This is a genomic window from Sapientia aquatica (assembly GCF_004358105.1).
Taxonomy (GTDB): Bacteria; Pseudomonadota; Gammaproteobacteria; order Burkholderiales; family Burkholderiaceae_D; genus Solimicrobium; species Solimicrobium aquaticum.
On record NZ_SMYL01000004.1, the window covers coordinates 211,893 to 235,533 of the forward strand.

Sequence of the window (23,641 nt, forward strand, 5' to 3'; positions counted from 1 at the left end):
GATTTCATTGAAAAGTAACTATCGCTGCATTTAGGCGGCCATGAACCCGTGCTGTCTTGGAAAGGCCCTCCACAAGCTTTGCCTCGGCGAATTCTTCGTGTGACCTAAGAGCTTGAAATTTTTCAACGACTTCAGCTTCGGTTAAGGTCTCAATCTTGTCAAGATTGCGGGAAAATCCAACCATAACTGCCTCAAATAGCGATAAATTTAGGCGCTCATTTTTTATGGTATTACCTAATTTTTCTCGAATCGCTATTACGACTCTTTTGAATAATCGTTTTTTCTCGTCAATCGAGTTTTGACCCAAATTGCGGTTTAAGCGCATGTAGTTATTTAGAAATTTAGCTAATCCGACCGAATAATTTTCGAAGTTATCGGAAAAGGAGAAAAATCTAAGAATCATCTCTTGCCTTTTAAATCGATCATCAGTTGGTGCCGTTAAGTTATTGATCGACAACCAATCTTGATCTGAGTCTAATACTCTTAAGAGCTTATTGAATTCCCCTGAAAAAATACAATTCCGAATCTCCTGATTATTTAATTTTGTTCCACCAGTGTTTAAGCGATGGAAAATCGTAAATAAATAATTGCTATGCGACTCTAATGAAGGGTCGCAACGTAAAACTGTTATGGGCAGTATTGCATTCTCAATCCGCCGTTTAAGTTTATTTAAATCAGTTCCCTTTTTGTGAAACTCTGCGACACTCTTATTGGCTATCCGTTGATCGACGTCTTCTAAGGCTGACAACACCCATTCAGAGTCTTTGGATAAAAATTTAATTACGCTAGAAATTCGTTGGAGACCATCAATAACTTGCCAGTCTTCTTTTTTGTAATCGTAGGAAAAACAGAGACTAGGGATTGGAAGTTGTTTAATTAACGAATCAATAAACCTCGTCTGCGCTGGCCCTTTCCACACGACCTCTCGTTGAAAAGCTGGACTAATATTTAATGAATCATCTTCGTACATGCGGAACAGATCTGCACAAGATCGAAGTTCATTATAGGCGACGATGTCTTGTGGCGGGACATCTTGAAAGTCATCCTCTTGGAAACTTTTATTTTCGGCTTCTTCCAGAATATTTAGTGGCTCCAAAGTACCTCCGGCGTATGTGATGACTGCTTAATGAGTAAGTAGATTTCAAGCAAAAAGTTTGGGTTACTTCGCGCTCGACACTGATTCAAATCCAAGGCGATGACAATAATTTAGAACATGACAAATTGCAACTTTATTGTTTATAGACGCAAGCCCAAGTGTTGAGAATAATTAAAAAGCGGAATGCAAGTGATTAGCAAACTAAGCAGCGTCTTTTGATTTTTTCGATTGCGCCAGCGCAATCCCAGTCGACATTAATGCCGCTTGTCCCTCCTTACTGGAATTCCGAAAGTGGTCGACTAATGCTGCCTCGCGTTGGGTAAGCTCGGTAGTGACCGATGTTTGTCCTAGCGCGACTTCTTGCATTATTTGTCCCGGCAATACGCCGTCTGCTTGCATTTCATTGATAACGTTGGTGCTGATGACGCCGCTACGGTTGCCGGTCAACAGATAGTTGGCGTCGGCGCCGGCGTAGGTGAAGGCGATTAATACTTCTGTGCCTGGCATGATCTTGCCGGACTCATACCGTCCCCATGTTTCGCGATTGACGCCCACTAATTCGGCCGCGTTGGCTTGCGTTAGTCCCAGGCGCTTGCGCTCCTCTTTCAAACAGTTAGCAAAAAGTGATGTATTAATCATAAAAAATGGTTGACTTAGTGATCTATAGATCACATAATTACTGCAACAAATAACAAATTAACCACAAATTACACCGCAACAACTGTTAAACAACTTGCACAAAGGAGTCGACGCAATGACACCCGAAAAACAGGCTAGAGCCGATTCGATTAAAAAGAAATTCCGTGAGCGCGGGATAACACTGACGCAGTGGGCGAAGGAAAACCAGTTTCGACCTAATGCTGTGTCACGCGTACTCAATGGCTTCGATAAAGCGCACTACGGTATTGCGCACGACATTGCGGTCAAGCTGGGCTTGAAGCAGTCGCCCGACCAATCCTTGTGATCGCGTTGATCATGCCCATCGGCAACCTGCTCCCTGCCGCGCGCTTACCCTTGCTCTGCGCTGCCGACTGTCGTTTAGCGCTGCCGCAATTTCTTGCATTGTTCTTTTTGCGGCGGGCTGGCTGGGTGCGTTGTAGGCCAATTGATCTGCAATCCGTGCGACTGTGGCGGCGTAGCGTGGTCCGTCTAAAACGCCGCTCATCTCTAGAGTGGATGCGAGTAACAGTAAAGACCGCACGGCGCCCTCAAGTCGACCGGCTAGTTCTGCAAAATTTTGTCCGTGGTCACTCATCTTTCGCTCCTAGGTTGCTTGGTTTTGGAGCTGCCAGATTAGGTGTCGGACATCTGTTTGCATAGTACCAGAAGCAATATTTGTTTGGAAACATTAGTTAAGAGAAATAGTTTATGAGCGCAAAACTACGACGCAATTGGAAACGCCTGCAGCCCGATACGTTACGGCAATCGATGTTGCTTTGTAAGGAGTATGCGCAGCAGCGACGTAACCTTTCGGTCGAGGGTATCGCGGCGAAGATGGGTCTGGCCGATCATTGGTCGCTCTATAAGTGGATTGAGAACGGTCGTATGCCGGTGGTGTTGATTCCTGCTTATGAGAGCGCGTGTGGGATTAGTTTTGTTACCGGTTGGTTGGCGGCTAACGACCATAAATTGTTAATTGAGATGCCGACTGGACGTGATTTATCGACCGACGATGTGGTGGATTTGCATGCGGGCTTTGCGACGGCGTTGGGGCTGTTGACGGACTTTTATTCTGGCAAGGCGGAGTCGGTGGCGACGCTGGAGGCGTTGTACGCGCATTTGCAGACGGTGGCTTTTCATCATGCCAATGTGCTTAAGTACGGTCAGCCAGAATTTGAATTTGGGGAGTAGGACATGGGACAGAAGACGGATTACACCAACGCGGGCCAGCAGCGGATTTTGAAATTGGTGGTGCTGCTATTTGGCCATGAGATGCACGGGGCTACATTGACCGACGTGGCGAAGTGGATGGGCGTAAAAGCGCCCGTTGCCTTGCGTGATTTAGATAATTTGCAGACGGCGGGGTTGGCTGAGCAGACGGAGACGAATCGATGGCGGCTTACGCCGCGTCTGCCGCAAAAAGCGCTGGCGATGTTGGAGGCAATGGAACGTGCGCAACAGCGCATTAGTGAGACGCGGCAGCGTTATACGCGCGGCGGTAATTAATTAGGTAACGGGAGAAGATGATGGGACGTAAGACAAGTAAGCCGACAGAAATCGAACAATTGGATGCGCACATTGATGACGAGCAATTGGCCGCGGGAGCTAGTGCGATGTCGGTATTGGGGCGGCAGTCGCAGCAAGTTAGCGATCAATTGGGCTATGAGTTGCCGTATGAGCGTGAGCGCGTTTTTCAGGAGGCGCAGTTCTTTATGACGCAGAGTGCGGAGGCGATGCTAGAAGCTGGCCAGCGCGTGATTCTGATGAAGGAAAACGAGCCGCATGGAACTTTCTTGGAGATGCTGGACCGTTTGGGTCTACACGAGCGGACGGCGCAAAAAATTATGCAGGCGACGGCTAAATTTTGGTCGCCTAAATTGAAATCAAATGCGAAAGCGATTTCGCATTTGGGTAAAACCAAGTTGTATGAGTTGATGCTGGAGGACGACGACGAGCTGATTGCGTTGACGCAAGGCGGCACGATTGCCGGTCTGACCTTGGACGAGATTGATCGAATGACTAGTCGCGAGTTGAAAGAGGCGTTGCGTGAGGAGCGCGCTGAGCATCGTGCGACGGCCGAGGTGCTAAATGAGACGACCTCGAAATACAACAAGCTCAAAACAAAACAGGCGCGGATTGCGCCGCCTAATGAGGACGATATTGCGGCGCAGTTGCGCAGCGAAACGGGGGCGCATGCGTTGACGGCGGAGTCGTACATACGTGGTTCGGTTCGCGCTGGCTGCGTGGCGCTGCAGGAGCACGCGCTGGAAAACGAGACCAATCACGATGAGGTGATGGCCGGCATCTTTGCTCAGTTGGAGCGGGCTATTGTTGAGGTGCGTAGTGAGCTCGGTATTAAGGCGATCGCCGACGGTAATCCGTTGCCGGAATGGGCGCGCGATGCGTCGGTGCCCTTAGCGGAGCAATGACATGAGCGCGGCGATGATTGAGCGCTTGGTCGCCACGGCGCAGTCTGCGCGCGCGGCGCCTAAAGGGGCTAAGGGGGAGATCTATGCCGCAGCGTGTGCGGAGTTGGGTATTTCACGCAATACCTTGCACCGTAAGTTGAAGGATGTGGCGGTGACTGGACGCCGTAAGCAGCGCTCGGACTCGGGCAAGACGGCATTAACGCGCGATGAGGCGGTGTTGATTTCGGCGGTATTGATTGAGCACATGCGTAAGAACGGTAAGCGTTTGAAGTCGGTTGAGGAGACGATTGATATGTTGAGGGCGAATGAGTTGATCGTGGGGGCGCGCACGGATATGTCGACCGGCGAAGTGGTGCCGTTATCGACGGCGGCGATTAGTCGGGCGTTGCGCACGTATAACCTGCATCCGGATCAGGTGTTGCGACCGGAGCCTGCTATCCGGTTGGCGTCTAAGCATCCTAACCATGTGTGGCAGATCGATGCGAGCCGCTGCGTTCTGTATTACTTGAGGGTAGCGCAGGGCGATAAAAAGGCGGGATTGCAGGTGATGACGCACCATGAATTTTATGCCAACAAGCCGGCGAATTTGAAGAAGGCCATGGACGATGCGTGTTGGCGTTATGTGGTTACTGACCATACTAGCGGGGTTATTTTTGTGATGTATGTGACGGGCGGCGAGACCGGGGCGAATTTGGCAGAGGTGTTGAATACGGCGATGGTGGCGAAGGATAGCGACCCTTTTCATGGAGTGCCGTTCATGGTCATGCTTGATCCTGGGTCGGCCAATACCGGGGCGGTGTTTAAAAATCTATGCCATGCGCTACAAATTCGGGTGCAAATTAATAAGCCGCACAATCCGCGCGCCAAGGGGCAAGTTGAGAAGGCGCAGGACATGGTTGAGCGGTCGTTTGAGTCGGGCTTGCGCCTGTTTAACGTGGAGTCTTACGAGCAGTTAAATGAGTTGGCGTGGCGTTGGATGCGTCATTTTAATGCGACGGCGATTCATTCGCGAACGGGTAAGACTCGCTATGCGGGGTGGATGCAGATTCGACCCGAGCAATTACGCATTGCGCCGCCGCTCGAAGTGTTGCGCGAGTTGGCGGTGTCGGCTCCCCAGGAGCGGATTGTTTCGACCTATTTAACGGTGCAATTCCGTGGCGCGGAGTGGGACGTGGCTAAGATGCCGAATGTGCTGGTGGGGCAAAAATTATTGATCTGTCGTAATCCGTGGCGCGCCGATGGGGCTCAAGCAATCGGTATCGGGGACGATGGGCATGAGGTGTATTTTGTGTTGGATCGGGTGGAGAAAAACGAGTATGGCTTTGATGTGAATGCGGCGCTCATTGGTGATGAGTATAAGCGCCACGCGGATACGCCAGCGCAGTCGGCGCGCAAGGAAATGGAGATGTTGGCGACTGGTACCGAGAGTGTGCGGGCGGCCGAGGCGGCGCGTAAGGAGATGGCGAAGTCGAAGGCGTTGCCGTTTGGCGGGAGGATTGATCCGTTTAAACGTATTAACGACACGCCGATGCCGGCGTATTTGCCGCGGTTGGGTGAGGCTCTAAAGGTGACTAATCCTGTTCAATTTGATGTGCCTGTGTTGTCGGCGACGGCGGCGATGTTGCGGATTGTGCAGTCAATCGGGCGGCATTTGTCGGAGGAGGAATATGCTTTTATTTCTGGGCGTTATGCAGATGGTGTGCCGGAGGATCAATTGGACGCGTTGATTGAGATGTTGTTGAAGCCGGTGGCTGTGCCGATGGCGGTCGGCGGTGGGCTGCGGGCTGTTTAGTTGAATTAGTTGGGGTGGATTGGGGGTTGTTATGGCGTTGAAATTGAAACGGGTATTGAGTCGGCTTAGGTTGCCGCAGGCGGCCTTGGCGTCCAAGGTGATCTTGGCGAATGGGCGGCCGATGAGTCAGGGGACGCTGTCGTTGATTTTGAATCACGATGAGTGGCCGCGTTTGACTGACAAGGAAATTATGACGTCGCAGATTATTGGTTTTTTGTTTGCGCATGGCGCGACCGATGACGACGTCGTTGATGTATTTAAAGAATCCGGCGCGCCGACAGACTTGGCGGAACGTGGCACGCTGGATGAGCACGATTCCACTATTGAAAAGGAGCCTTCCGATATGTTACTACGAAAACACACGTTGAACGCTGAGGCGCGTCGACGTTTTAAGATTCCGCGCGACCCGTTTACGGATGAGATGACGTGCGATGCCGATGTTTTTTTGTCCGAGGACATTCGGTATGTGCGGGCGACGATTCGCCAGACGGCCAAACATGGCGGCATGTTGGCGGTGATTGGTGAATCGGGCGCGGGTAAGTCGACGTTACGCCACGATTTGATCGAGTGGATTAATGCTAACCATGAGCCCATTACGGTCATTGAGCCTTATGTATTGGGGCTGGAGGATAACGACGCTAAGGGTAAGGTGATTAAGTCGATTGATATTGCGGCGGCGATCATTACGACAATCGATCCGAATGCGAAGCCGCGTCGCGGCGGCGAAGCGCGGGCTAAGCAGATGCATGAGTTGTTGAAGGCGTCGGCGCAAACCGGTCGCACTCATGTGTTGATGATTGAGGAGGCTCACGGCTTACCTATTCCTACGTTGAAGCATTTGAAGCGCTTCTTTGAGTTGCAGGAAGGTTTTAAAAAGTTGTTGGCGATTGTGTTGATTGGTCAGACGGAATTGCGCTGGAAGTTGAGCGAGAGCAATCCTGAGGTTCGCGAAGTGGTGCAGCGCTGCGAGACGATTGAACTGCCGCCTTTGGATAATCATGTGGAGGCGTATTTGCGTCATAAGTTTGCGCGCGTGGATGTGAATTTTGATGCGCTGTTTGAGGCGAGCGCTGTCGAGGAGATTCGGAATCGGTTACGTCGCGCAGATAAGGACGATACGCGCAATGGTCGGTTGGCTAAGTCGAAGTCGCTTTGTTATCCGTTAGCCGTTAATAATTTGGTGGCGGGCGCGATGAATGAGGCGGTGAAGATTGGGGCGTCGAAAATTACGGGCGAGTTGATCGCCGCTGCTGTGAGGGCTTGAGAATGAAGAGAATGATGAAGCGTTGGTGGTTGACGTGGCGGTTGAATAGTTTGGTGCGACGTCAGGAAAATATGGATGCTTTGCTGCTGGCGGCGGAGTTGGAGACGATGAAGCTACGCCGCTTGCATCGGGATTCTTCTCAGGTGTTGGGGCAGCGCCGTACTGAGCTGCGCACGGCGTTGATTCGGTTGGCATGAATGGTTGAGAGGTGAATATGGAAGTGGATAAGGCGGCGTTAGAGAAGTTGGTTAGTGCGGCAATCGCTTGTGCGTCGGTGGTCTATTCGCAGGGGATGTTTGATTTGTCGGAGCAGCTTGCGTTTGAGAGCGCTGAGGAGGCGTTAAAGCCATTCGGTGGCATGCCTTGGACGCCGGCAATGATTGAGGCGGATACGTGGACGAAGGTGGACGGCGAGAGCATTGCGGCCAGCGATGCTGATTCGATTGGTTTGTAGTAGCTAGTGCTATTTTTTTAGGAGGTATTTATGGATGCTGCGTTGGAAACACAAAGTGGGTATCGAACCGATGCGCAGGGCCGGCTGGTGCCGGAGTCGCTGATTAAGCCTGTAGATAAAATTCGGGATGAATTGGTGGTGGATATTGTTGAACGGGCGAAGGAGTTGAGCATCAGGTTGGCGAAATTTAAGGTGTCGGTGCTGCAGGATTCGCGGGCGTTTGTTCAGTTGTCGGCCGAGCAATATGGGGTGAGCTTGGGTGGGAAAAAAGGCAATGTGACGCTGTATAGCTTTGATTCGAAATACAAGATTCAATTAACGGTGGCTGAAAATATTCAGTTTGATGAGCGCTTGCAGGCGGCTAAGGCGTTGATTGATGAGTGTATCAATGAGTGGGCGCGTAATAGTAGCGATGAGATTAAGGTGCTGGTACAGGATGCTTTTCAAACGGATAAGGAGGGTCGGATTTCTACTGGTCGGGTGCTTGGCTTGCGCCGCTTGGAGATCGTCGATGAGAAGTGGTTGCAGGCGATGCGGGCAATCGGTGAGTCGGTGCAGGTGATTGGGTCGAAAGAGTATATCCGTTTTTATGAGCGGGTTGAGGGAGCCGATCAGTACTCGCCTGTTAGTTTGGATATTGCGGCGTTGTGATGCGAAGCCGTGCACAGTTGATTCAGTTGATCCATATTGCTAAGTCGCAGCTCGGCTTGGATGACGCGACGTATCGGGCGGCGTTGGCGGGCTTGGAACTGCCTAGTTCTAGTAAGCACATGACGTTGCCACAATTGGAGCGGGTTTTGGAACACATGAAGCGGTCGGGCTTTAGGGTGCGTTCCAAGGCGAAAGATCGGGCGCAGGCGGATGATTTGCAGTCCAAAATGTTGCGCGGGATGTGGATTGAGATGCATAAGTTGGGCTATGTGGATGACGCCAGAGAGGCCGCGCTGGCCGCTTGGGTGAAGCGGGAGACGGGTGTGGATGCGTTGCAGTGGCTTGATGCTGAGCAGGGGCAATTGACGATTGAGAAGCTTAAGCAATGGCGTTGGCGTGATGAGCGCCGGGCTAAGCGGTTGGCGGCGGCGTTGCATGCGGGCGGCCGTTTGGCGTCGCCTGATATTGCGGTGCTGGCTGAGCATTGGTTTGGGGCGGCGGTGCTGACTAAGGCGGTTGTTAAGCAGCTTTTGGAACGTTTGAAGGGGTTGAAATGAGCGTAACTCTGAGCAGAATGGAGCAAAAGCGCCATGAGTTGTTATCTGACTTGGCGTCGCACGGGACGGCTATTTTGATCGAGCACGGTATTGACGATGCCGTGGCCGATCAGGTCGCTACGGCGATTGCTGATTTTTTGGCGCAGCATTGGGGCGGTCAGAATATTACTATTCCTAAGGATTACCACTTTAAGTTGAGTAATCGCGATATGGTGATTTATCAGGAGTTCGCGCGCGGGGTGCCGTATGATGCGCTGGCAATTAAATTTGATATGACCGAGCGTGGGATGCGGAAGTTGATTGAGCGGGTTACGAAGCGGGAGATTAGTAAGCGACAAGGGAAGTTGTTTTGATGGACGGGCTCTAAGTTTTGCGCGCTTTGGTATTTCAATTGAGATATTATTTTAATATGACAATACTATCGGCGAGGATTTGGTGATTTTTGATATTAAGGAAATTGGTCCTTGGGGGACTTTTGTTGGGGCGATCATTGCTGCCCTCTGTTCGCTGGTAAACCTAGTTTGGACCTATAGGGCTAAGGCCGATAAGATTAAAGTTAATTTTGGTTATCTGCGGCCACAGACAGGACCTGGCGAAGGCTTATGTCACTAGCTGTTGCGACCATAAGGTGACGCTGAGCGACTACGGGTTTGTCGACAAATTGGGTCGACGAATCTCGCTTCTGGATGGTTATAATGAAATTTACCCTGATGAAGGTGATATGTGGAGCATCATCGGGAAAGCAGAATTCGGGCAGCGCGGCGATATATTTTCGGTCTCGGAAGTAAAGCTAAAGAATCGCCAAATAGCGGCCTACGCCGTAACAGCCGGAAGTGAAACCTGCGTCATCGGGTTTAACAGCGACATATCGAGGATACGACGAATTTACTTGCGGCTAAAAATTAAGCTGGTTCGGCGCTATCAATAATGTAATCTTTTTACAATTCATTTCGATACGTGCCGATATTTACCGTTTAATTTCGGTATTTATATCGGCAATTAATATCTGTTTATCTCAGTTCCTCTCAATCTGCCAGGCTAAAGACTGTAGTTACATTTCGAGTTCTTTAATTACGTAATCTGTTTTATTCTGACCAATGCTGGAACTAGTCGTAAAATACCATTTGTAGTCTTCAAGAAATGCATAGTTACGGACCAAATCATTGCCATTGTCCGCTTTACCGACGCATGTGATCAACTGGGCACTACCTGAAAAACTTGGATGAATAGTGCTAGCTTCCACCTTTTCAGTTGTTTCGCATTCCATAGATAAATGTTGTGAAATTGATTTATGGCCCGGTTCGATCCGAATGTCTTTGGACGTGGAAAATCGCCATTGTTGGCCGACTGCAGGGCTGGCTGCCTGCGCTAAATTAAGGTCCAACGTTTTTAATCCCTCGGTGTGGGCAAAAGTCTTTGTGTTGGAAGTTGAGAATGGCATAGGGATCTTCGGAATCCCAAGCAATGCCCCAATCAACCCGAACGCTTGGAGTCCATTATCGACCTTAATTCCTGAAGTTACCGAAGTTCCAACTACAACCAAACCAAGGTAAGAAATGTTTTGCATGTAAATTGATATGCCGGACGGTATGTTTGGTGATGGAATATGGACCATTACGGCTGAGTATATTAATCCGCCTTGAAGCTGCGAAATTGTCTGTTCCTCTTTGCGAACGTTCACGTTGCCTAGTTGTGGCGAATTCGTGTAAGCAGTAGCTTCAGTTACGATTTTTCTTGGTAGCTGATTGCGCCGCTCGATTTCTGGTGACTCTTTGGAAATTTTAGTGGTCACGCTTTGATCTACGCCTGTATTCAACAGGAAATCACTAACGCTGAGATTTTCTTGCGCTTGGCACGGTGCAACACCCCAAAAACTGACAAAAATAAGAAGTACGAACAAATACTGGATTAATTTCTTCATTAAATTAAAGTTCCTCAAATTTAAATTGGCTGCAACTATATGGCAGCTTAGTGCAGTTAGGTGACTCGCATGGATTCCAATTCAACCGTACACTTTCTCGTCTCGCACCACGCCGTCAATTTTTCTGAGAGTACGGTGACTGTCTAAAAACAAAATATCTCGATTGTTTTATAAAAACTCGCGTTTAGGCAGACCATTCCCACGCTCTACGCCGATGTTGATTTCTACGTTTAAGGTCAACCTAGAAGTCAACATCGGCGTCACTGGACTGAAGATGATTTATTTAAACAAACAGCTCCTACTTTGCTCTTGCTTGAATTCCATTCGCGTTGGTGTGCCACCCGGCTCACTTTGGAACATCTCCAACTTGCATTGCGATCCGTTGAGCGTATAGCGCACGACATGCAGCAGGGCAGGCGCTGGCATAAACGAAAATTCGCCTTCACAAGTATAGGTGGCGCTAGGCGTTCTAAATTTTGCTTGTATATGGAAAAAGGTTGTCTTACCCGATTGAACTTTGACCTGCTTCCCACTCGGCGAAGCAATCTCGGTGCGGGTGCCGCAGTAGTCTTCCTGTCCAATATTAAACGTATCCGCATCACCCACGACGGCTACGATTGATTTTGGAATCTCTTCGGCGCTGAAGACGGTCGAGAAAATTAGTGATAAAACGACTGCGATTGCGACCGCCCATTGTCGGCGCATGGAGGTTGCAGCAGGTGCTTGGACGCTTCGATTACGTCTGATTTGGAGGTAACCATTAGTCAAATAATTATTCATCTTTTCCTTTGAGCCTTAAGGTACGAAGCTGCTGTGTTTTGACGTGCGTGAATGAATGGAGTCGCATTGCTAACAATTGCTGTGCCCGATTTATATCGCTGTACCGAACTTGCTGGGCTTAATCGTCAGATCTGCTTGACCAATACCGGAATTCTAAAAATTGTTCTAACCAAATCCAACGCGCTTCTCATCGCTTTACAAAGTTGCGTATCAGAATCTTTTGCCACACTATAGATTAAGCAACAGTTTGTAAATGCCCTAAATAGGGCATAGGCGCGAGTTGATTCATTCAATCGGTTTCGTTACTGAATCCCGCGCATGTCTGCCGTAACTTATCTTGATCAAAACAACTGCTGCTGCCGACTAATCAACGCATCAAAATCATCCTGCAACAGCGGCAAAATGGCATCGGCAATCGGTTTAAGTTGGGTGGAAATATAGTGCGCGTAATCGATGTTGGCGCGTCGCGTTTCTAGTGGTTCGGGGCCAGTTAAGGTGATGACGTAGCTAATCCAGCCGCCTTTTTGGTATTGCAGCGGTCGCTGATGTTGGCGGTTAAATTCATCTGCCGCACGCGCTGCGCGGACATGCGGTGGCACGTTGCGTTGGTAGTCGGTTAGTGGTCGGCGTAGGCGTTTTCGGTAAACCAGTAAGTCGTCAAATTGACCATTTAGTGTGCGGTCAATATAGTCTTTAACGAATTCTTTGTAAGGCTGTTTTCTGAAGATGCGCTCAAACAGCGACTGTTGAAAGCGCTGAGCCAACGGCGTCCAATCAGAGCGCACTGTTTCTAAACCTTTGTAGATAATTTCATCGCTACCATCAGCGCGCATAACTTGGCCTGCGTAGCGCTTTTTGCTGCCCTCTTCGGTGCCACGAATGGTCGGCATAAAGAACTGGCAAAAGTGTTTTTCAAATTGCAGTTCTAGCGCGCTGGTTAAATTAAATTCTGATTGCAGATGTTGCGCCCACCATGCATTGATGTGGGTAACTAAGCTACGCCCAATGTGCGCGGCTTGCTCTTCGCTGTGAGCGTGCTTTAACCAGACAAAGGTGGAATCGGTGTCGCCATAAATCACGACGTAACCTTGTTGCTCAATAAGTTCGCGCGTCTTGTGCATGATCTGGTGGCCGCGCATTGTGATTGAGGATGCAAGCCTTGGGTCGAAGAAGCGACAACCGGTGGAGCCAAGCACGCCATAAAACGAGTTCATGATAATTTTTAGCGCTTGGGATAACGGCGCATTGTTATCGCGCTTTGCGGCTTCGCGAGCTTGCCAGATTTGATTGACGATGGCGGGCAAACAGTGCTTGGTGCGCGAAAAATGGGCGCCCAAAAAGCCCGGCACCGACTCGTCAACATCAGGATGCTGCATGCCTTCAATCAAACCAACTGGATCAATTAAAAAGCTGCGAATAATCGATGGATATAGGCTTTTGTAATCCAGCACCAACACCGATTCGTACAAACCCGGTTGCGAGTTCATCACAAATCCGCCCGGACTCGATTCCGCCACCACATCACCAATATTGGGCGCGACATAGCCGACGCGGTGCATCAAAGGCAAATAGCGGTGGGTAAATGCAGCCACCGAGCCGCCGCTGCGATCGGCTTGTAGGCCGGTAACTGTGGCACGCTCCAGCAAAAACGCGATGAGTTCCGTTTTAGCAAAAATGCGCGTCACCAGCTCGCAATCTTTGAGATTGTATTTGGCCAGTGCTGGTTTATCTTCCTCAAACCGACGTTGGATTTCATCCATGCGCTGATAAGGCGTGGCGCTGTCTTTGCCTTCACCCAGCAAGGTTTGCGAGACGTATTCCAAGCTAAACGATGGGAAATTCCATGTCGCCGATTTCAAGGCTTCAATTCCATCGATAATTAATCGCCCCGCGATGCTGGCGAAAAAATGTTCTTGCCGATTGTGCTTGCGCCATTCCATCGCGCTGCCATCGCGCCCCCACGTCAGCGGGATTTTATACAGATCGGAATGCTGCGCCAAAATACGTAAATCGAATTGCACCACATTCCAGCCAATGATGGCATCCGGATCGTGCTGCTGCATCCAGGTATTAAGGCGCTCTAATAATTGCTGCCTTGATTCACAATATTCCAGATCGAAATTAAGGCCACTCGCGTCGCCGTTTTTGGGGCCGAGCATATAGACTTGGCGCTGGCCGCAACCTTCTAAGGCAATGGAATACAATTCGCCGCGAATACTGGTTTCAATATCGAGCGAGACTAGACGCAACTGAGGGCGATAGTCGGTGGCGGGCTTTAAATCGCTATTTTCAGCATCGTTCAACAAAACCGGAGCGGTGATAAAACGCTCCATCAAATAGCGATCCGGCGGCAGAATATCGGCTTCATACACGTCAACGCCCGCCTCGCGCAAACGTCGCTCCAGCCCGATTAAATGCCGATATTGTTTGCAATACAGACCAAGTACTGCGCGACCTTGAAAATCTTGTAGCGCTAGTTCACGCAGCTCGCCTTGTTTGTGGGTGGATAAAACCAACTCAGCCTGCGCCCGTTGATTCGCGGGGATGAAGGCAATCGACGGTTGCTCATGCAAATGCACATGGCGCGGCCCATCTTCGGTAGCTAACCAAAAATCCAGTTCCGTTCCGTTGTGGGTATCGCGCCATTGGCGTGTGAGTAAAAAGCCCTGCGCTGCCATGCTGAAATTATGGTCTTTCTGTGATGAAGATTGTGACGCCCTCAAGGGGCTGCATTGACTGGTTTGAGGCCAAGCACCGCAATTATAACGGTCATAGCGCTCAATATTTATTTGCGAGACATCCGGTTTATTAAACACGACAAGTTTGAAACTGCTCGCTTCATCGACTAAAGTAAATCAGTGGTGTCAACAGTCCATGCGTTGGATAACTAATCGTTTTGTCATGGTTTTTTGCTCACCGATTCCGCAATACGCTCAGCACTATTAATTTTATGGAAAGCACTATTAATGACTCGCTCACGTACATTACTTATTAACGCCATCGCAGCGATTGCAACACTGACTGCGGTCAGCGCTTCGCCCCGCGCTTTAGCCGACGATGAAAAATGTTTTGGTATTGCTAAGGCCGGTCAGAACGCCTGCAATAGCAATCCCAACCAACATAGCTGCGCGACACGCTCCAAAGCCAACAACGACCCGAGTGATTTTGTCTTGACGCCTAAAGGGACCTGCACACAGCTAGGTGGCAAATTAGAATCACTTGATGCCAAAGCGACCACCACTAAAGCGAATTAAATTGACGGTAGCGTTGGCAGGCTTGGTTATTGTGTGCCGCCATAGATTAAAAAAAAGGGCATGTAATGCTGCAACGTAGAATCTGGTGGGCCTTTGTTTTGGTACTCGCCGTCGGTATCGGCATCTCGGTGAGCATCGTGATACTGGGTGACAAGGTGCAGGCGATCAATCGCATCTTTATTGCAGAAAAGCTGCCGCAGTCCCGCAGCCTGGGCGAATTGCGCGGCGCGATTGGGGACCAAGAGCGAGTTTTATACGAATACTATTCATTCACTGCGACCAAAGCATCGTTCCAATCTCAACTAGCAAGCAACAATCAACATTTAGCCAAGATCCTGGCTGAACTCGATAAAGACAAGAGCGCGGCTCAACAGGTACAACAATTGCGTGTTCAATTAGGCGCACTCGATGATTTGTCCGAAAAACTGGCAACCATTCTTGGCGCAGCCGACATTGATTGGGACGGCGCGCGGGTCATTCTGGCCTTAGTCAAACTCAAAGTGCGCGAGATCGAAGGCACCCTCGGTAACATTGCCACTGCCAACCAAACAGCGGTCGATAAATTGTCGGAGGATTCCCAAAATATCGTCGGTATGATGGTCAATTGGACGGTAGGATTTTCAGTATTCGTATTTTGCGTGTCGTTTTTTGTTGGGTACTATGTTGTGGCAATTTTGCGCGAAGGACTTGAGCGCCGCCGATTGTCGATGTTCCCAGAGCGTGATCCCAATGTCGTGCTGCGACTCAGTCAAAGCGGCGATATTTTATATGCCAACCCATCGACCTTTCATCTGCTCGCTGAACTGCAACTCGACACTAAAGATGCACGGAATTTGCTCCCCGCTGATTTTTGCAAAAAATTAGATGAAACCGCATCGTCACCGATTTCTAACTCGCAGTTTGAGCAAGCGCGCGGTCAACATACGTTTGAATATACGGTGTCCTATCTCAACGATTTTTCGGAGTTTCACGTCTACGTGAAAGATGTGACGGCGCGGAAAAGGGCTGAAGCAAAACTGGTCTATCAAGCTTTCTTTGATGAAGAAACTGGCTTGCCGAATCAATACAAACTGCAGCAAGAATTAACCATCGCGCTGAGCAATAAGCACTCTGGAACACTATTGATGATCGTGGCCGATCATGAGCAAGAAATATTTGAAACCTACGGCGCCGCCATTACCGCCAATTGGTTAGCCAAAATCGCGCAACGACTTAGCACGGTATCGCAGCAGTCGGAGCTTACTCTGTACCGCTTTAGTAACAATGCTTTTATCGCTGTGATCGAGAGCGACGTACTCCATGTTGCCCAAGAGCGCGCGCAGCAATTTCTGTCGGCATCTGAACAACCGCTGCAAGTGGATGGTTACGAACTACTTTCAACCCTATCAATTGGCGCGGCTGTCTTACATTACGACGACGCCCATGCTCCTGATGTGGTGGCGGAGGACACCGTCAAGCAAGCAGCAAACGCGTGTAACCGTATCCGAAGCAGCGGTGGCAATGGCATCGGGCTGTACGACGAAGCGATGGGCAAGGCGGCGGCACATTATTTGAGCCTATCCACTGACTTAAAATACGCGGTGCAAAATAACGAGCTGCGATTACATTATCAGCCCAAGGTAGAAGCAGCCACAGGCCGCTTAGTTGGCATGGAAGCGCTAGTGCGTTGGATGCATCCTAAGCGCGGCATGATTTCTCCTGCGGAGTTCATTCCTATTGCCGAAGACACTGGCTTAATTGTAGAAATTGGGCGATGGGTTTTGCATGAAGCCTGCCGTCAAAATGCCGCGTGGCAGCGCGATGGATTGCGCGCATTGCGGGTTGCCGTTAATTTATCAGCACGCCAATTCCGATCAACCAATCTATTAAGTGAAATCGACGCTGCGATTGCCCAAACAGGATTGCCGGTCAATGCGTTGGAATTAGAAATTACCGAAAGTATGGTGATGGACGATCCGGATACTTTGATTGAACTACTTAACGCGATCCGGCAACGCGGTATTTATCTGGCCTTGGATGATTTCGGCACCGGTCATTCCTCGTTATCGTATCTAAAGCGCTTTCCAATTGATTGCATCAAAATTGATCGGGCCTTCATCAAAGACTTGCCCGACAATCTTGACGACGTCGCCATTGTGAAAACTATCGTCGCGATGGCGAAGGCTTTGGATATGTCCACCGTTGCGGAAGGTGTCGAAACTGCCGAACAATTAGCGCTATTGAACACCATCGATTGCGATCAAATTCAAGGATTTTTCTTTAGTCGCCCTTTAGCCGCCGACGATTTTCTGGCCTTCTATCGCAAGCATAATTAGGCCACGCAATTAATAATCAATGTACAGATCAACGACTGAGCTAATCGGTCGTTATTGCAACCAAAAAGACTTCGTTAGTCACGAGTCACCTGCGCCATAAAACAACCGCGGCGCGCTGTGTGAACTTGGATAAAGGCAACCGCACTGTGCGCCAGGGCGGCTTCAATCCAACGCGCTAATTCGATACCTTCCAATACCTCGGCGTCGAGCATCAAACAATCGTGGTCAAATGAGCGCACCGAGAGCAGACGGTTTTTGAGCGCATCGGGAATCGTGTTGCTAAAAATGGATGCCTGCGCAGAACGTTCTGCCACAAAAATCGCATGTTGGCTGCGATACGGACCTGAGCTGGGCAGATGTTCATAATTGACTAACAGCGCAGTATCACCGATGGCCAAATCAGTCACGCTGACACGATCAGGATACGCATTGTCAGCGTCCACGATATAACGCTTCGCGCCATGCTGCTGAAGTTCTTGGTCCGACAATCCAAAGAGATGTTCAAACGGTGCGGAATCGATTCCGCGAATAATGTAGCTCATGCTCGCCTCGCTTAACAACTTTGTTTAGTAGGCGCGCATCGTAGCTGAACGCGGGTCGGGGCGTTAGCCGTTTTGCGACGTGACATGCGCGCGCATAGCCATGCTAGGTGAAGCGACGCTTGCTTGCCACATTAAAATTTATAAAACCCAATCCCGGCCAAAATAATTCCGCATAGGTCTGCAAGCAATCCGGGCAGATACCATGGCTATAAAAAAACTTGGGCTAGGTGATTCACGACATAATCATCGTTCCAACACAGATAAACGTAGGCACACCAATTTCCTATGAAGCAGAATGCAGTAGTCAATACAAATCTATTCCAGAAAATCAGAATGGTACAAAGTGCCAAAACGAACGCCACAATAAAACTAGACACACTTTGCTTGCATTTACGAACAACAAAATTAAGTCGACCGATGTTCCGTTTAATTCAGCTAAAGCGACTACAGCGTCGCTAGATTGCAAAGATTGCCGCCAAGCATTTTCCATAAAATAAGCGTTACCCTGTGGCTTGTAAATGCCCTAAATTGGGTATTCGCCGCGCGGCTCGTTGCCTTAGCTGCAGCCTATCGACTCTTCTAGCTATTCGCCAACCGATGTAGTCGTCGCATATTTCCACCAACCAACAGCAATCAAATTTACTAGCCAAATTAGAACGCGGTTACCACTTGGAATTGATCCGCAGCGCGTTAGACGGTTGCACATCAGCGAGTGGCGCCCGCGAAGCCCCTACACCGATTGTGGGCTCTGTTAATTTTTAAATATAACCTTTGGATTTTTTCAATCTATTACCTATAAAGAAAGCATGTAACAGTTCAAGCGAACGTTGTTCAAACAATTGATGTGCATGAAACGCCCTGCGCGCCTAGCGAATCAGTTTGGCGTCACCCTCAGCTAACCGGAGTAGTCAGATGCATTCGAACATCGTGTTATGTGTTGATGATGACAGCACAGTCCTTGCAGCACTGCGTATCGTATTGGGAAAAATATTGGGTAGCGAAGTCATTGTTGAGATCGCCAGTAGCGGGAAAGAAGCGCTGCTTTTGTGCGCGGAATTGGAGGCCGAAGGGCGCGAAGTAAGCGTGGTGGTGTCGGATTTTTTGATGCCACAAATGCGCGGTGACGAATTGCTGGTGCGAATACATCAACAGTATCCCAACACGGTCAACATCATGCTCACGGGTCAAAGCGACTTGGAGGGCGTCAAGCGTGCGATTAACCAAGCCAATCTGTATCGCTTTTTGGAGAAGCCGTTTAACAACGCTGATCTGGTGCTGACGGTGCGCTCGGCGTTGAAGTCGTACAACCAACACAGAGAACAAATTGAGAAAATCGACACGCTGCAACGCCGTATTGCCGAATTAGAGGCCAAGCTGGGTGTTGGCGTCGGTGATCAGTAACAGCACGCACCAGATTAATATGTTGGCTCGAGCTGCGCTGTTCATCGTTCTGTTTTCCTTCGCCCCGTGGCAATTTGCGTGCGCTAAATCTGCGCGAGCGCCGCTGGAAGTCTCGACCATCGCCCAAGAACCGGCTGATCTGACCGATCATTTTATGGTGCTGGAAGACAAACAGCGCACGATCCAATTAGAACAACTATTAACGCCTGAAGGCGCGCAGCAACTCAAGCCCGCTGTTGCGGTGGGCGGCGCATTAAATTATGGCGTGACTCGCTCCGCTTATTGGTTGCGCTTTGAATTGAGTAATCAGTCGGAAGCGCCAGTGACTCGCATGTTAGAAATTCACTATGCACGCATCGGTGAAGTGGATTTTTATCAAACGAATTCGGATGGTCATTATTACAGCCAAGCAGCCGGGCTGGAATTTCCCTTTTCCTCACGCGCCTATCCGAATCGTTATGTGGTTTTTCCGATTACTGTCGCGCCACATTCAACGCAGATTTATTTCCTCAAAACGCAATATCGCTCTGCTGGTTCTATCGTCATTCCCGCGCGATTATGGGAACCGAATGCTTATCATTATTACGAGCGCAACGATTACTTTAATCAAGCGTGGTACTTCGGCATCGGCTCGGCCTTGTTGCTGTTTAATTTGCTGGTGTATCTAATTCTGCGCGAACGCAGCTACTTGCTCTATGTGCTGTATGCGGGCAGCACGATCTTGGCGATGTTTTCTGAAGGTGGCTTAGGGGCGGAATTTTTGTGGCAGGAGGCAACGGCGTGGTCAGAGATTTCGACCATGGTGTTATTCGCTTTATTACTGGGCACCTCGTATTTATTCATCCGCGAATTGCTTGGCATACGCAAGTTTTCTAAGACGCTGGATCGCATTTTGGTATTCATTTGCGCGGCGCTTTTCCTGTGTCCAATTGCCTTTGTTATCGACTTTGGTGATGCACTCACGCCGGCTACTCTGCTGTTTATTGTGTCGTGTTTGTATGCGCTCATGTTAGGGATTTATGCTGCCTATAAACGTCAACGATTTGCCTATATTTTTCTACTGGCTTTTGGCACATTGATCGCTGGTGGCATTACCTATGCCCTGCTGGTGTTAGGAGCAGTGCCGACCAACTTTGTCACACTGCATGGGATGCAAATTGGTTCAGCGATTGAAATGATTTTGCTGGCCTTGGCACTGGCGGATCGTTTTAACGAAATTCGCAAAGCCAGTGCGCGCGATCAAGACGCTTTATTGGCAGCGCAAAAGCAATTAGTCGAATCGCTGCAATCGTCCGAAAAAGTATTGGAGCAACGGGTCGAGCGTCGCACCGTGGCTTTGGAAGCAGCGCGCGCCGAAGCGCTTAATTCCTTAGCCACGATACAAGCCATTTTGGACACCGCGCCGGTTGGGTTAATTTTGTTGGATACCAATGGTAGGCACACGCAAGTCAATAAAAAATATCAGCAGCTTGTCGGCTATAGCGCTGAATCACTTTTGGGTACAACCCATGAGCGATTTTTTGCCAACAGTGCGGATTATCGGGCTTTCTTGCAGCGTGTGGTTGCCACGATTGCGCAAGGAAGCCTGTTCGACGAAGAAGTGCAAATCAAGCGGAGCGATGGCCAATTGCGCTGGGTACATTGTTTGGTCGATACCATCGCCGTCGGTGAACCGAATAAAGGTTTAGTGGTAGCGATGGAGGATGTTTCTGACCGAATTCAAAACGAGCAAACGATTAAAGAAGCGAATCTCAAATTGGAGCAACTGCTGCGCGATTTGCAGACCTCGCAAGCCTACATCATTCAATCTGAAAAAATGGCCTCGCTCGGCCAATTGGTCGCTAACGTGGCGCATGAAATTAACACGCCTATCGGCGCAGTCAAATCGAGCGGAGCAAGTATTGCCGACGCCATGGGGCAAGTGCTCACCAGCTTGCCCGATGTACTTGAACTACTCAACGCTCAACAACGCACCATTTTTACCCAATTAATCGCGCAAGCCAGTAACGCCGCAGCCGCATTAGACAGCCGCGAAGAACGCGAATTAGTGCGCGTCGCTAAAACGGTGTTGGAGCAAGCGGGCATTGCTAAGGCCAGATATTTCGCTGGTCTGATAGTGCAAATGGGGCTGCATCGCGAGATCGATATTTATCTCCCCTTATTAGCCCATCCCGAAGCAGAAGTAATTTTTGAAACTGCCACCGGCATCGTTTCGATTATGCACAGCACTAATAACATCAATACGGCGGTTGAACGCGTTTCCAAAATCATCTTCGCGCTCAAATCGTATTCACGCTCGCCCGAAGAAGAACAGCGCATCGAATCAAGCGTGCGCGATAGTATCGAAACCGTCTTGACGATTTATAGCAATCAATTCCGTCACGGCGTGGAGATCGTGCGCAATTATGAGGACGTGCCAACCATCCAATGCTATCCCGATGCGCTCAATCAAGTGTGGACTAACTTAATCTATAACGCGCTGCAAGCGATGAACAATAGCGGCACGCTAACCATCGGTATTCGACGGGTTGCGGATAACGTTGAAGTGTCGGTGCGTGATACCGGAAGTGGGATTCCGGAGGATATTCGCTCAAGAATATTTGAAGCGTTTTTCACCACTAAACCTATCGGTGAAGGCAGCGGATTGGGCTTGGATATCGTCAAAAAAATCGTCGAAAAGCACAACGGCACGATATCCTTAGAGAGTGAAGTCAACGTCGGCACCACATTCTTTGTGCGTTTGCCGATCTCATAAAAAACGGGAGCCATTAATGTGCTCCCGCTGTCCGAACCTCACTAAAACCAATCTATCTTACTTAGCGGTGCGCGCTAACCACGCCTTGACGCCGGCATGATCGGCCACCGATTGATAAACGCGGTTCAGTTTTGGGCAGTCATCAAAAACCGTCGTCACCACATGATCCAATACGCCCGATTTAAACCAGCGCACTATCATGTAGAGCTTGATATCAACAACGCTAATCGTTGCACCGCCAAAGAAAGGCTGATCGCCCAACATTTTTTCGACATTACTGCCCCATTTAGGCAAATAGTCGCTGCCAAGCGCTCTGCGTTCGGTGATTTTTTTAGCCTCATCGGTGATACGCAAAATCGCGCTAACGTGATGACGCAAATCTTCAACATAGTTCATCAGCGCCAGATGCAAGGCAGCTTCGTAATCCTCTTTCGGCAGCATGCCAGCTTGGCGACCGACATAAGTCAGAATGGCATTAGAATCAGCAATCGGCGCTTTGCCCGGCAATTCAAACACCGGCAACGCGCCGGAGGGAATTTGCGGTTTGAGTGCGGGCCAATCGGCTCCGGCAACACGCACATCGTCAAAGTCAATACCAGCTAAATGCAAAGCAATGCGACATTCTTCGCCGCGGCTGCCGGGAAAATCAAAGTAAATCAGTTTTGGTTTGGTCATGGTATCTCTCGCTATTCTTTGGTTTTAGTCAACTAGGTAAAGGATGGAGTGTTCATTGCGCAGAACTACTTTTAGCCATTAAAAATAGAGCTGTTGCGGCACAGATGGTAACCTAAATTGCGCCTTGTCCAGCGCAGCTTACGCATTTGCGCGCAAACGTTTTGCCAAGTTTTGTTCACGAAAGGCGCTGACCATAAAATCCACAAAGGCTCGCGTTTTTGCCGGTAATAATTTCGTCCCCGGGTAATACAACGAGATTGCACCAGCGTTGCTATACCAATGGGGCAAAATGCGCACTAATTCGCCAGTTTGCAGATACGGCAACGCATGCAACATCGCCACCAGCCCGACACCCAATCCTTGCGTCACCGCTCGGCATATCGCCTCTGGATCGCTCATCGTCATGCGCGGTTTCAGTTGCACGGTTGATTCTTGCCCCTTGGTGGTTTGTAACCGCCAAGGACGAATCCGACCCGTCGTGGGTGAGCGCCAGACGATGCCGTCCATGCCCAGCAACTCGTCGGGATTATTGACCTTGGCGCGTCCCGCGAGGTAGCCGGGCGTTGCGACCAAGACCAAATCCAAACTGGCTAATTCTCTGGCAATCACGCCCGGTGCCAAGGTAATCCCACCGCCGATGGCCGCATCGAAACCGTCATTAATCAAATCAACCTGCCGGTTATCGAAATGCAAATCCGGTGTGACGCCGGGATAGCGCGCCAAAAATTCATTAAGTAAGGGCAGAAAATAATCCCGCCCAAACGCGGGTGCCAAACTCACTTTGAGGATGCCAACAGGCTTGCCCACCGAGTCCGCCAAATTGGTCATCGCGCCTTGCAAGATACTGAGTCCAGACGTCGCTTCGGCCAAGAACTGCTCACCCGCTTCCGTGAGCGCCAAACTGCGCGTGCTGCGCTGAAAAAGTCGCACACCCAGGCTGGCCTCAAGACTGGCGACATTTTTACTCACCGCCGCTGGCGTCACCCCCAAACGACGCGCCGCTGCAGAGAAACTGCCGTGCTCGGCACTGCGTACAAATGATTCGATACTGGCCAGTGTTTCCATAATCCCCCTAACTTTCAACCATTAGTTGAA

The 23,641-nt window shown here is 49.8% G+C and carries 24 protein-coding genes; 15 read left to right on the forward strand and 9 right to left on the reverse strand.

What is annotated here, in order from left to right:
- Nucleotides 1-4: 4 nt before the first annotated feature.
- Nucleotides 5-1,096: a DUF262 domain-containing protein gene (locus E2I14_RS10420; protein ID WP_133328153.1), complete on the reverse strand. Its 1,092-nt coding sequence runs from the start codon at nucleotides 1,094-1,096 to the stop codon at nucleotides 5-7.
- A 201-nt stretch (nucleotides 1,097-1,297) separates the two neighbouring features.
- On the reverse strand, nucleotides 1,298-1,735 hold the full coding sequence (locus E2I14_RS10425; protein WP_133328155.1) for a helix-turn-helix transcriptional regulator: 438 nt from the start codon (nucleotides 1,733-1,735) through the stop codon (nucleotides 1,298-1,300).
- A 115-nt stretch (nucleotides 1,736-1,850) separates the two neighbouring features.
- Here E2I14_RS10425 and E2I14_RS10430 point away from each other — a divergent pair, with 115 nt between their 5' ends.
- Nucleotides 1,851-2,060, forward strand: coding sequence for a DNA-binding protein (locus E2I14_RS10430; RefSeq protein WP_133328157.1), 210 nt, complete (start codon nucleotides 1,851-1,853; stop codon nucleotides 2,058-2,060).
- A 9-nt stretch (nucleotides 2,061-2,069) separates the two neighbouring features.
- On the opposite strand, the gene E2I14_RS10435 is transcribed toward E2I14_RS10430, so the two are convergent.
- On the reverse strand, nucleotides 2,070-2,351 hold the full coding sequence (locus E2I14_RS10435) for a hypothetical protein (protein ID WP_133328159.1): 282 nt from the start codon (nucleotides 2,349-2,351) through the stop codon (nucleotides 2,070-2,072).
- Between the two features lie 113 nt (nucleotides 2,352-2,464).
- On the opposite strand from E2I14_RS10435, the gene E2I14_RS10440 reads away from it, so the two are divergent.
- The 10 genes from E2I14_RS10440 to E2I14_RS10485 are packed head-to-tail and all read left to right on the forward strand — an operon-like array spanning nucleotide 2,465 to nucleotide 9,256.
- On the forward strand, nucleotides 2,465-2,947 hold the full coding sequence (locus E2I14_RS10440) for a hypothetical protein (protein WP_133328161.1): 483 nt from the start codon (nucleotides 2,465-2,467) through the stop codon (nucleotides 2,945-2,947).
- A 3-nt stretch (nucleotides 2,948-2,950) separates the two neighbouring features.
- Nucleotides 2,951-3,262, forward strand: a complete 312-nt coding sequence (locus tag E2I14_RS10445) for an IclR family transcriptional regulator (protein ID WP_133328163.1) — start codon at nucleotides 2,951-2,953, stop codon at nucleotides 3,260-3,262.
- Nucleotides 3,263-3,279: 17 nt separating this feature from the next.
- Nucleotides 3,280-4,185, forward strand: a complete 906-nt coding sequence (locus E2I14_RS10450) for a DUF3102 domain-containing protein (protein ID WP_206105623.1) — start codon at nucleotides 3,280-3,282, stop codon at nucleotides 4,183-4,185.
- Nucleotide 4,186: 1 nt separating this feature from the next.
- Nucleotides 4,187-5,977, forward strand: a complete 1,791-nt coding sequence (locus E2I14_RS10455) for a DDE-type integrase/transposase/recombinase (protein WP_133328167.1) — start codon at nucleotides 4,187-4,189, stop codon at nucleotides 5,975-5,977.
- Between the two features lie 31 nt (nucleotides 5,978-6,008).
- Complete coding sequence (locus E2I14_RS10460; RefSeq protein WP_133328169.1) at nucleotides 6,009-7,241, forward strand: ExeA family protein; 1,233 nt, start codon at nucleotides 6,009-6,011, stop codon at nucleotides 7,239-7,241.
- Between the two features lie 2 nt (nucleotides 7,242-7,243).
- Nucleotides 7,244-7,438: a hypothetical protein gene (locus E2I14_RS10465; protein WP_133328171.1), complete on the forward strand. Its 195-nt coding sequence runs from the start codon at nucleotides 7,244-7,246 to the stop codon at nucleotides 7,436-7,438.
- Between the two features lie 17 nt (nucleotides 7,439-7,455).
- Complete coding sequence (locus E2I14_RS10470) at nucleotides 7,456-7,695, forward strand: hypothetical protein (protein WP_133328173.1); 240 nt, start codon at nucleotides 7,456-7,458, stop codon at nucleotides 7,693-7,695.
- 30 nt (nucleotides 7,696-7,725) lie between these two features.
- Entirely contained in the window at nucleotides 7,726-8,346 is a 621-nt protein-coding gene (locus tag E2I14_RS10475; RefSeq protein WP_133328175.1) for a DUF3164 family protein, read from the forward strand.
- Nucleotides 8,346-8,903: a gp16 family protein gene (locus tag E2I14_RS10480; RefSeq protein WP_133328177.1), complete on the forward strand. Its 558-nt coding sequence runs from the start codon at nucleotides 8,346-8,348 to the stop codon at nucleotides 8,901-8,903. The genes E2I14_RS10475 and E2I14_RS10480 overlap by 1 nt, the downstream gene beginning before the upstream one ends.
- The gene (locus E2I14_RS10485) at nucleotides 8,900-9,256 is read left to right on the forward strand and encodes a Mor transcription activator family protein (RefSeq protein WP_133328179.1); all 357 of its coding nucleotides are present in this window, start codon (nucleotides 8,900-8,902) and stop codon (nucleotides 9,254-9,256) included. The genes E2I14_RS10480 and E2I14_RS10485 overlap by 4 nt, the downstream gene beginning before the upstream one ends.
- Before the next feature lie 698 nt (nucleotides 9,257-9,954).
- On the opposite strand, the gene E2I14_RS10495 is transcribed toward E2I14_RS10485, so the two are convergent.
- The 3 genes from E2I14_RS10495 to E2I14_RS10505 form a co-directional block, all read right to left on the reverse strand.
- Nucleotides 9,955-10,824, reverse strand: coding sequence for a hypothetical protein (locus E2I14_RS10495; RefSeq protein ID WP_133328183.1), 870 nt, complete (start codon nucleotides 10,822-10,824; stop codon nucleotides 9,955-9,957).
- 279 nt (nucleotides 10,825-11,103) lie between these two features.
- Nucleotides 11,104-11,604, reverse strand: coding sequence for a hypothetical protein (locus E2I14_RS10500; RefSeq protein ID WP_133328185.1), 501 nt, complete (start codon nucleotides 11,602-11,604; stop codon nucleotides 11,104-11,106).
- A gap of 341 nt (nucleotides 11,605-11,945) precedes the next feature.
- The gene (locus E2I14_RS10505) at nucleotides 11,946-14,282 is read right to left on the reverse strand and encodes a DNA polymerase II (protein ID WP_133328420.1); all 2,337 of its coding nucleotides are present in this window, start codon (nucleotides 14,280-14,282) and stop codon (nucleotides 11,946-11,948) included.
- 288 nt (nucleotides 14,283-14,570) lie between these two features.
- On the opposite strand from E2I14_RS10505, the gene E2I14_RS10510 reads away from it, so the two are divergent.
- Both E2I14_RS10510 and E2I14_RS10515 read left to right on the forward strand, forming a co-directional pair.
- Nucleotides 14,571-14,858, forward strand: a complete 288-nt coding sequence (locus tag E2I14_RS10510; protein ID WP_133328187.1) for a BufA1 family periplasmic bufferin-type metallophore — start codon at nucleotides 14,571-14,573, stop codon at nucleotides 14,856-14,858.
- Nucleotides 14,859-14,923: 65 nt separating this feature from the next.
- Entirely contained in the window at nucleotides 14,924-17,173 is a 2,250-nt protein-coding gene (locus E2I14_RS10515) for a putative bifunctional diguanylate cyclase/phosphodiesterase (RefSeq protein WP_133328189.1), read from the forward strand.
- A 74-nt stretch (nucleotides 17,174-17,247) separates the two neighbouring features.
- On the opposite strand, the gene E2I14_RS10520 is transcribed toward E2I14_RS10515, so the two are convergent.
- Nucleotides 17,248-17,715 carry a DUF1203 domain-containing protein gene (locus E2I14_RS10520; protein WP_133328191.1) on the reverse strand — a complete coding sequence of 156 codons (468 nt, stop codon included), beginning with the start codon at nucleotides 17,713-17,715 and terminating at the stop codon, nucleotides 17,248-17,250.
- A 912-nt stretch (nucleotides 17,716-18,627) separates the two neighbouring features.
- Here E2I14_RS10520 and E2I14_RS10525 point away from each other — a divergent pair.
- Nucleotides 18,628-19,116, forward strand: coding sequence for a response regulator (locus E2I14_RS10525; RefSeq protein ID WP_133328193.1), 489 nt, complete (start codon nucleotides 18,628-18,630; stop codon nucleotides 19,114-19,116).
- 19 nt (nucleotides 19,117-19,135) lie between these two features.
- A complete protein-coding gene (locus tag E2I14_RS10530) occupies nucleotides 19,136-21,871 on the forward strand; it encodes a 7TM diverse intracellular signaling domain-containing protein (RefSeq protein ID WP_133328195.1) in 2,736 nt (911 codons plus the stop codon).
- Between the two features lie 57 nt (nucleotides 21,872-21,928).
- On the opposite strand, the gene E2I14_RS10535 is transcribed toward E2I14_RS10530, so the two are convergent.
- Complete coding sequence (locus E2I14_RS10535) at nucleotides 21,929-22,546, reverse strand: glutathione S-transferase family protein (protein ID WP_133328197.1); 618 nt, start codon at nucleotides 22,544-22,546, stop codon at nucleotides 21,929-21,931.
- 138 nt (nucleotides 22,547-22,684) lie between these two features.
- Nucleotides 22,685-23,611 carry a LysR family transcriptional regulator gene (locus E2I14_RS10540; protein WP_133328199.1) on the reverse strand — a complete coding sequence of 309 codons (927 nt, stop codon included), beginning with the start codon at nucleotides 23,609-23,611 and terminating at the stop codon, nucleotides 22,685-22,687.
- Nucleotides 23,612-23,641 lie beyond the last annotated feature (30 nt).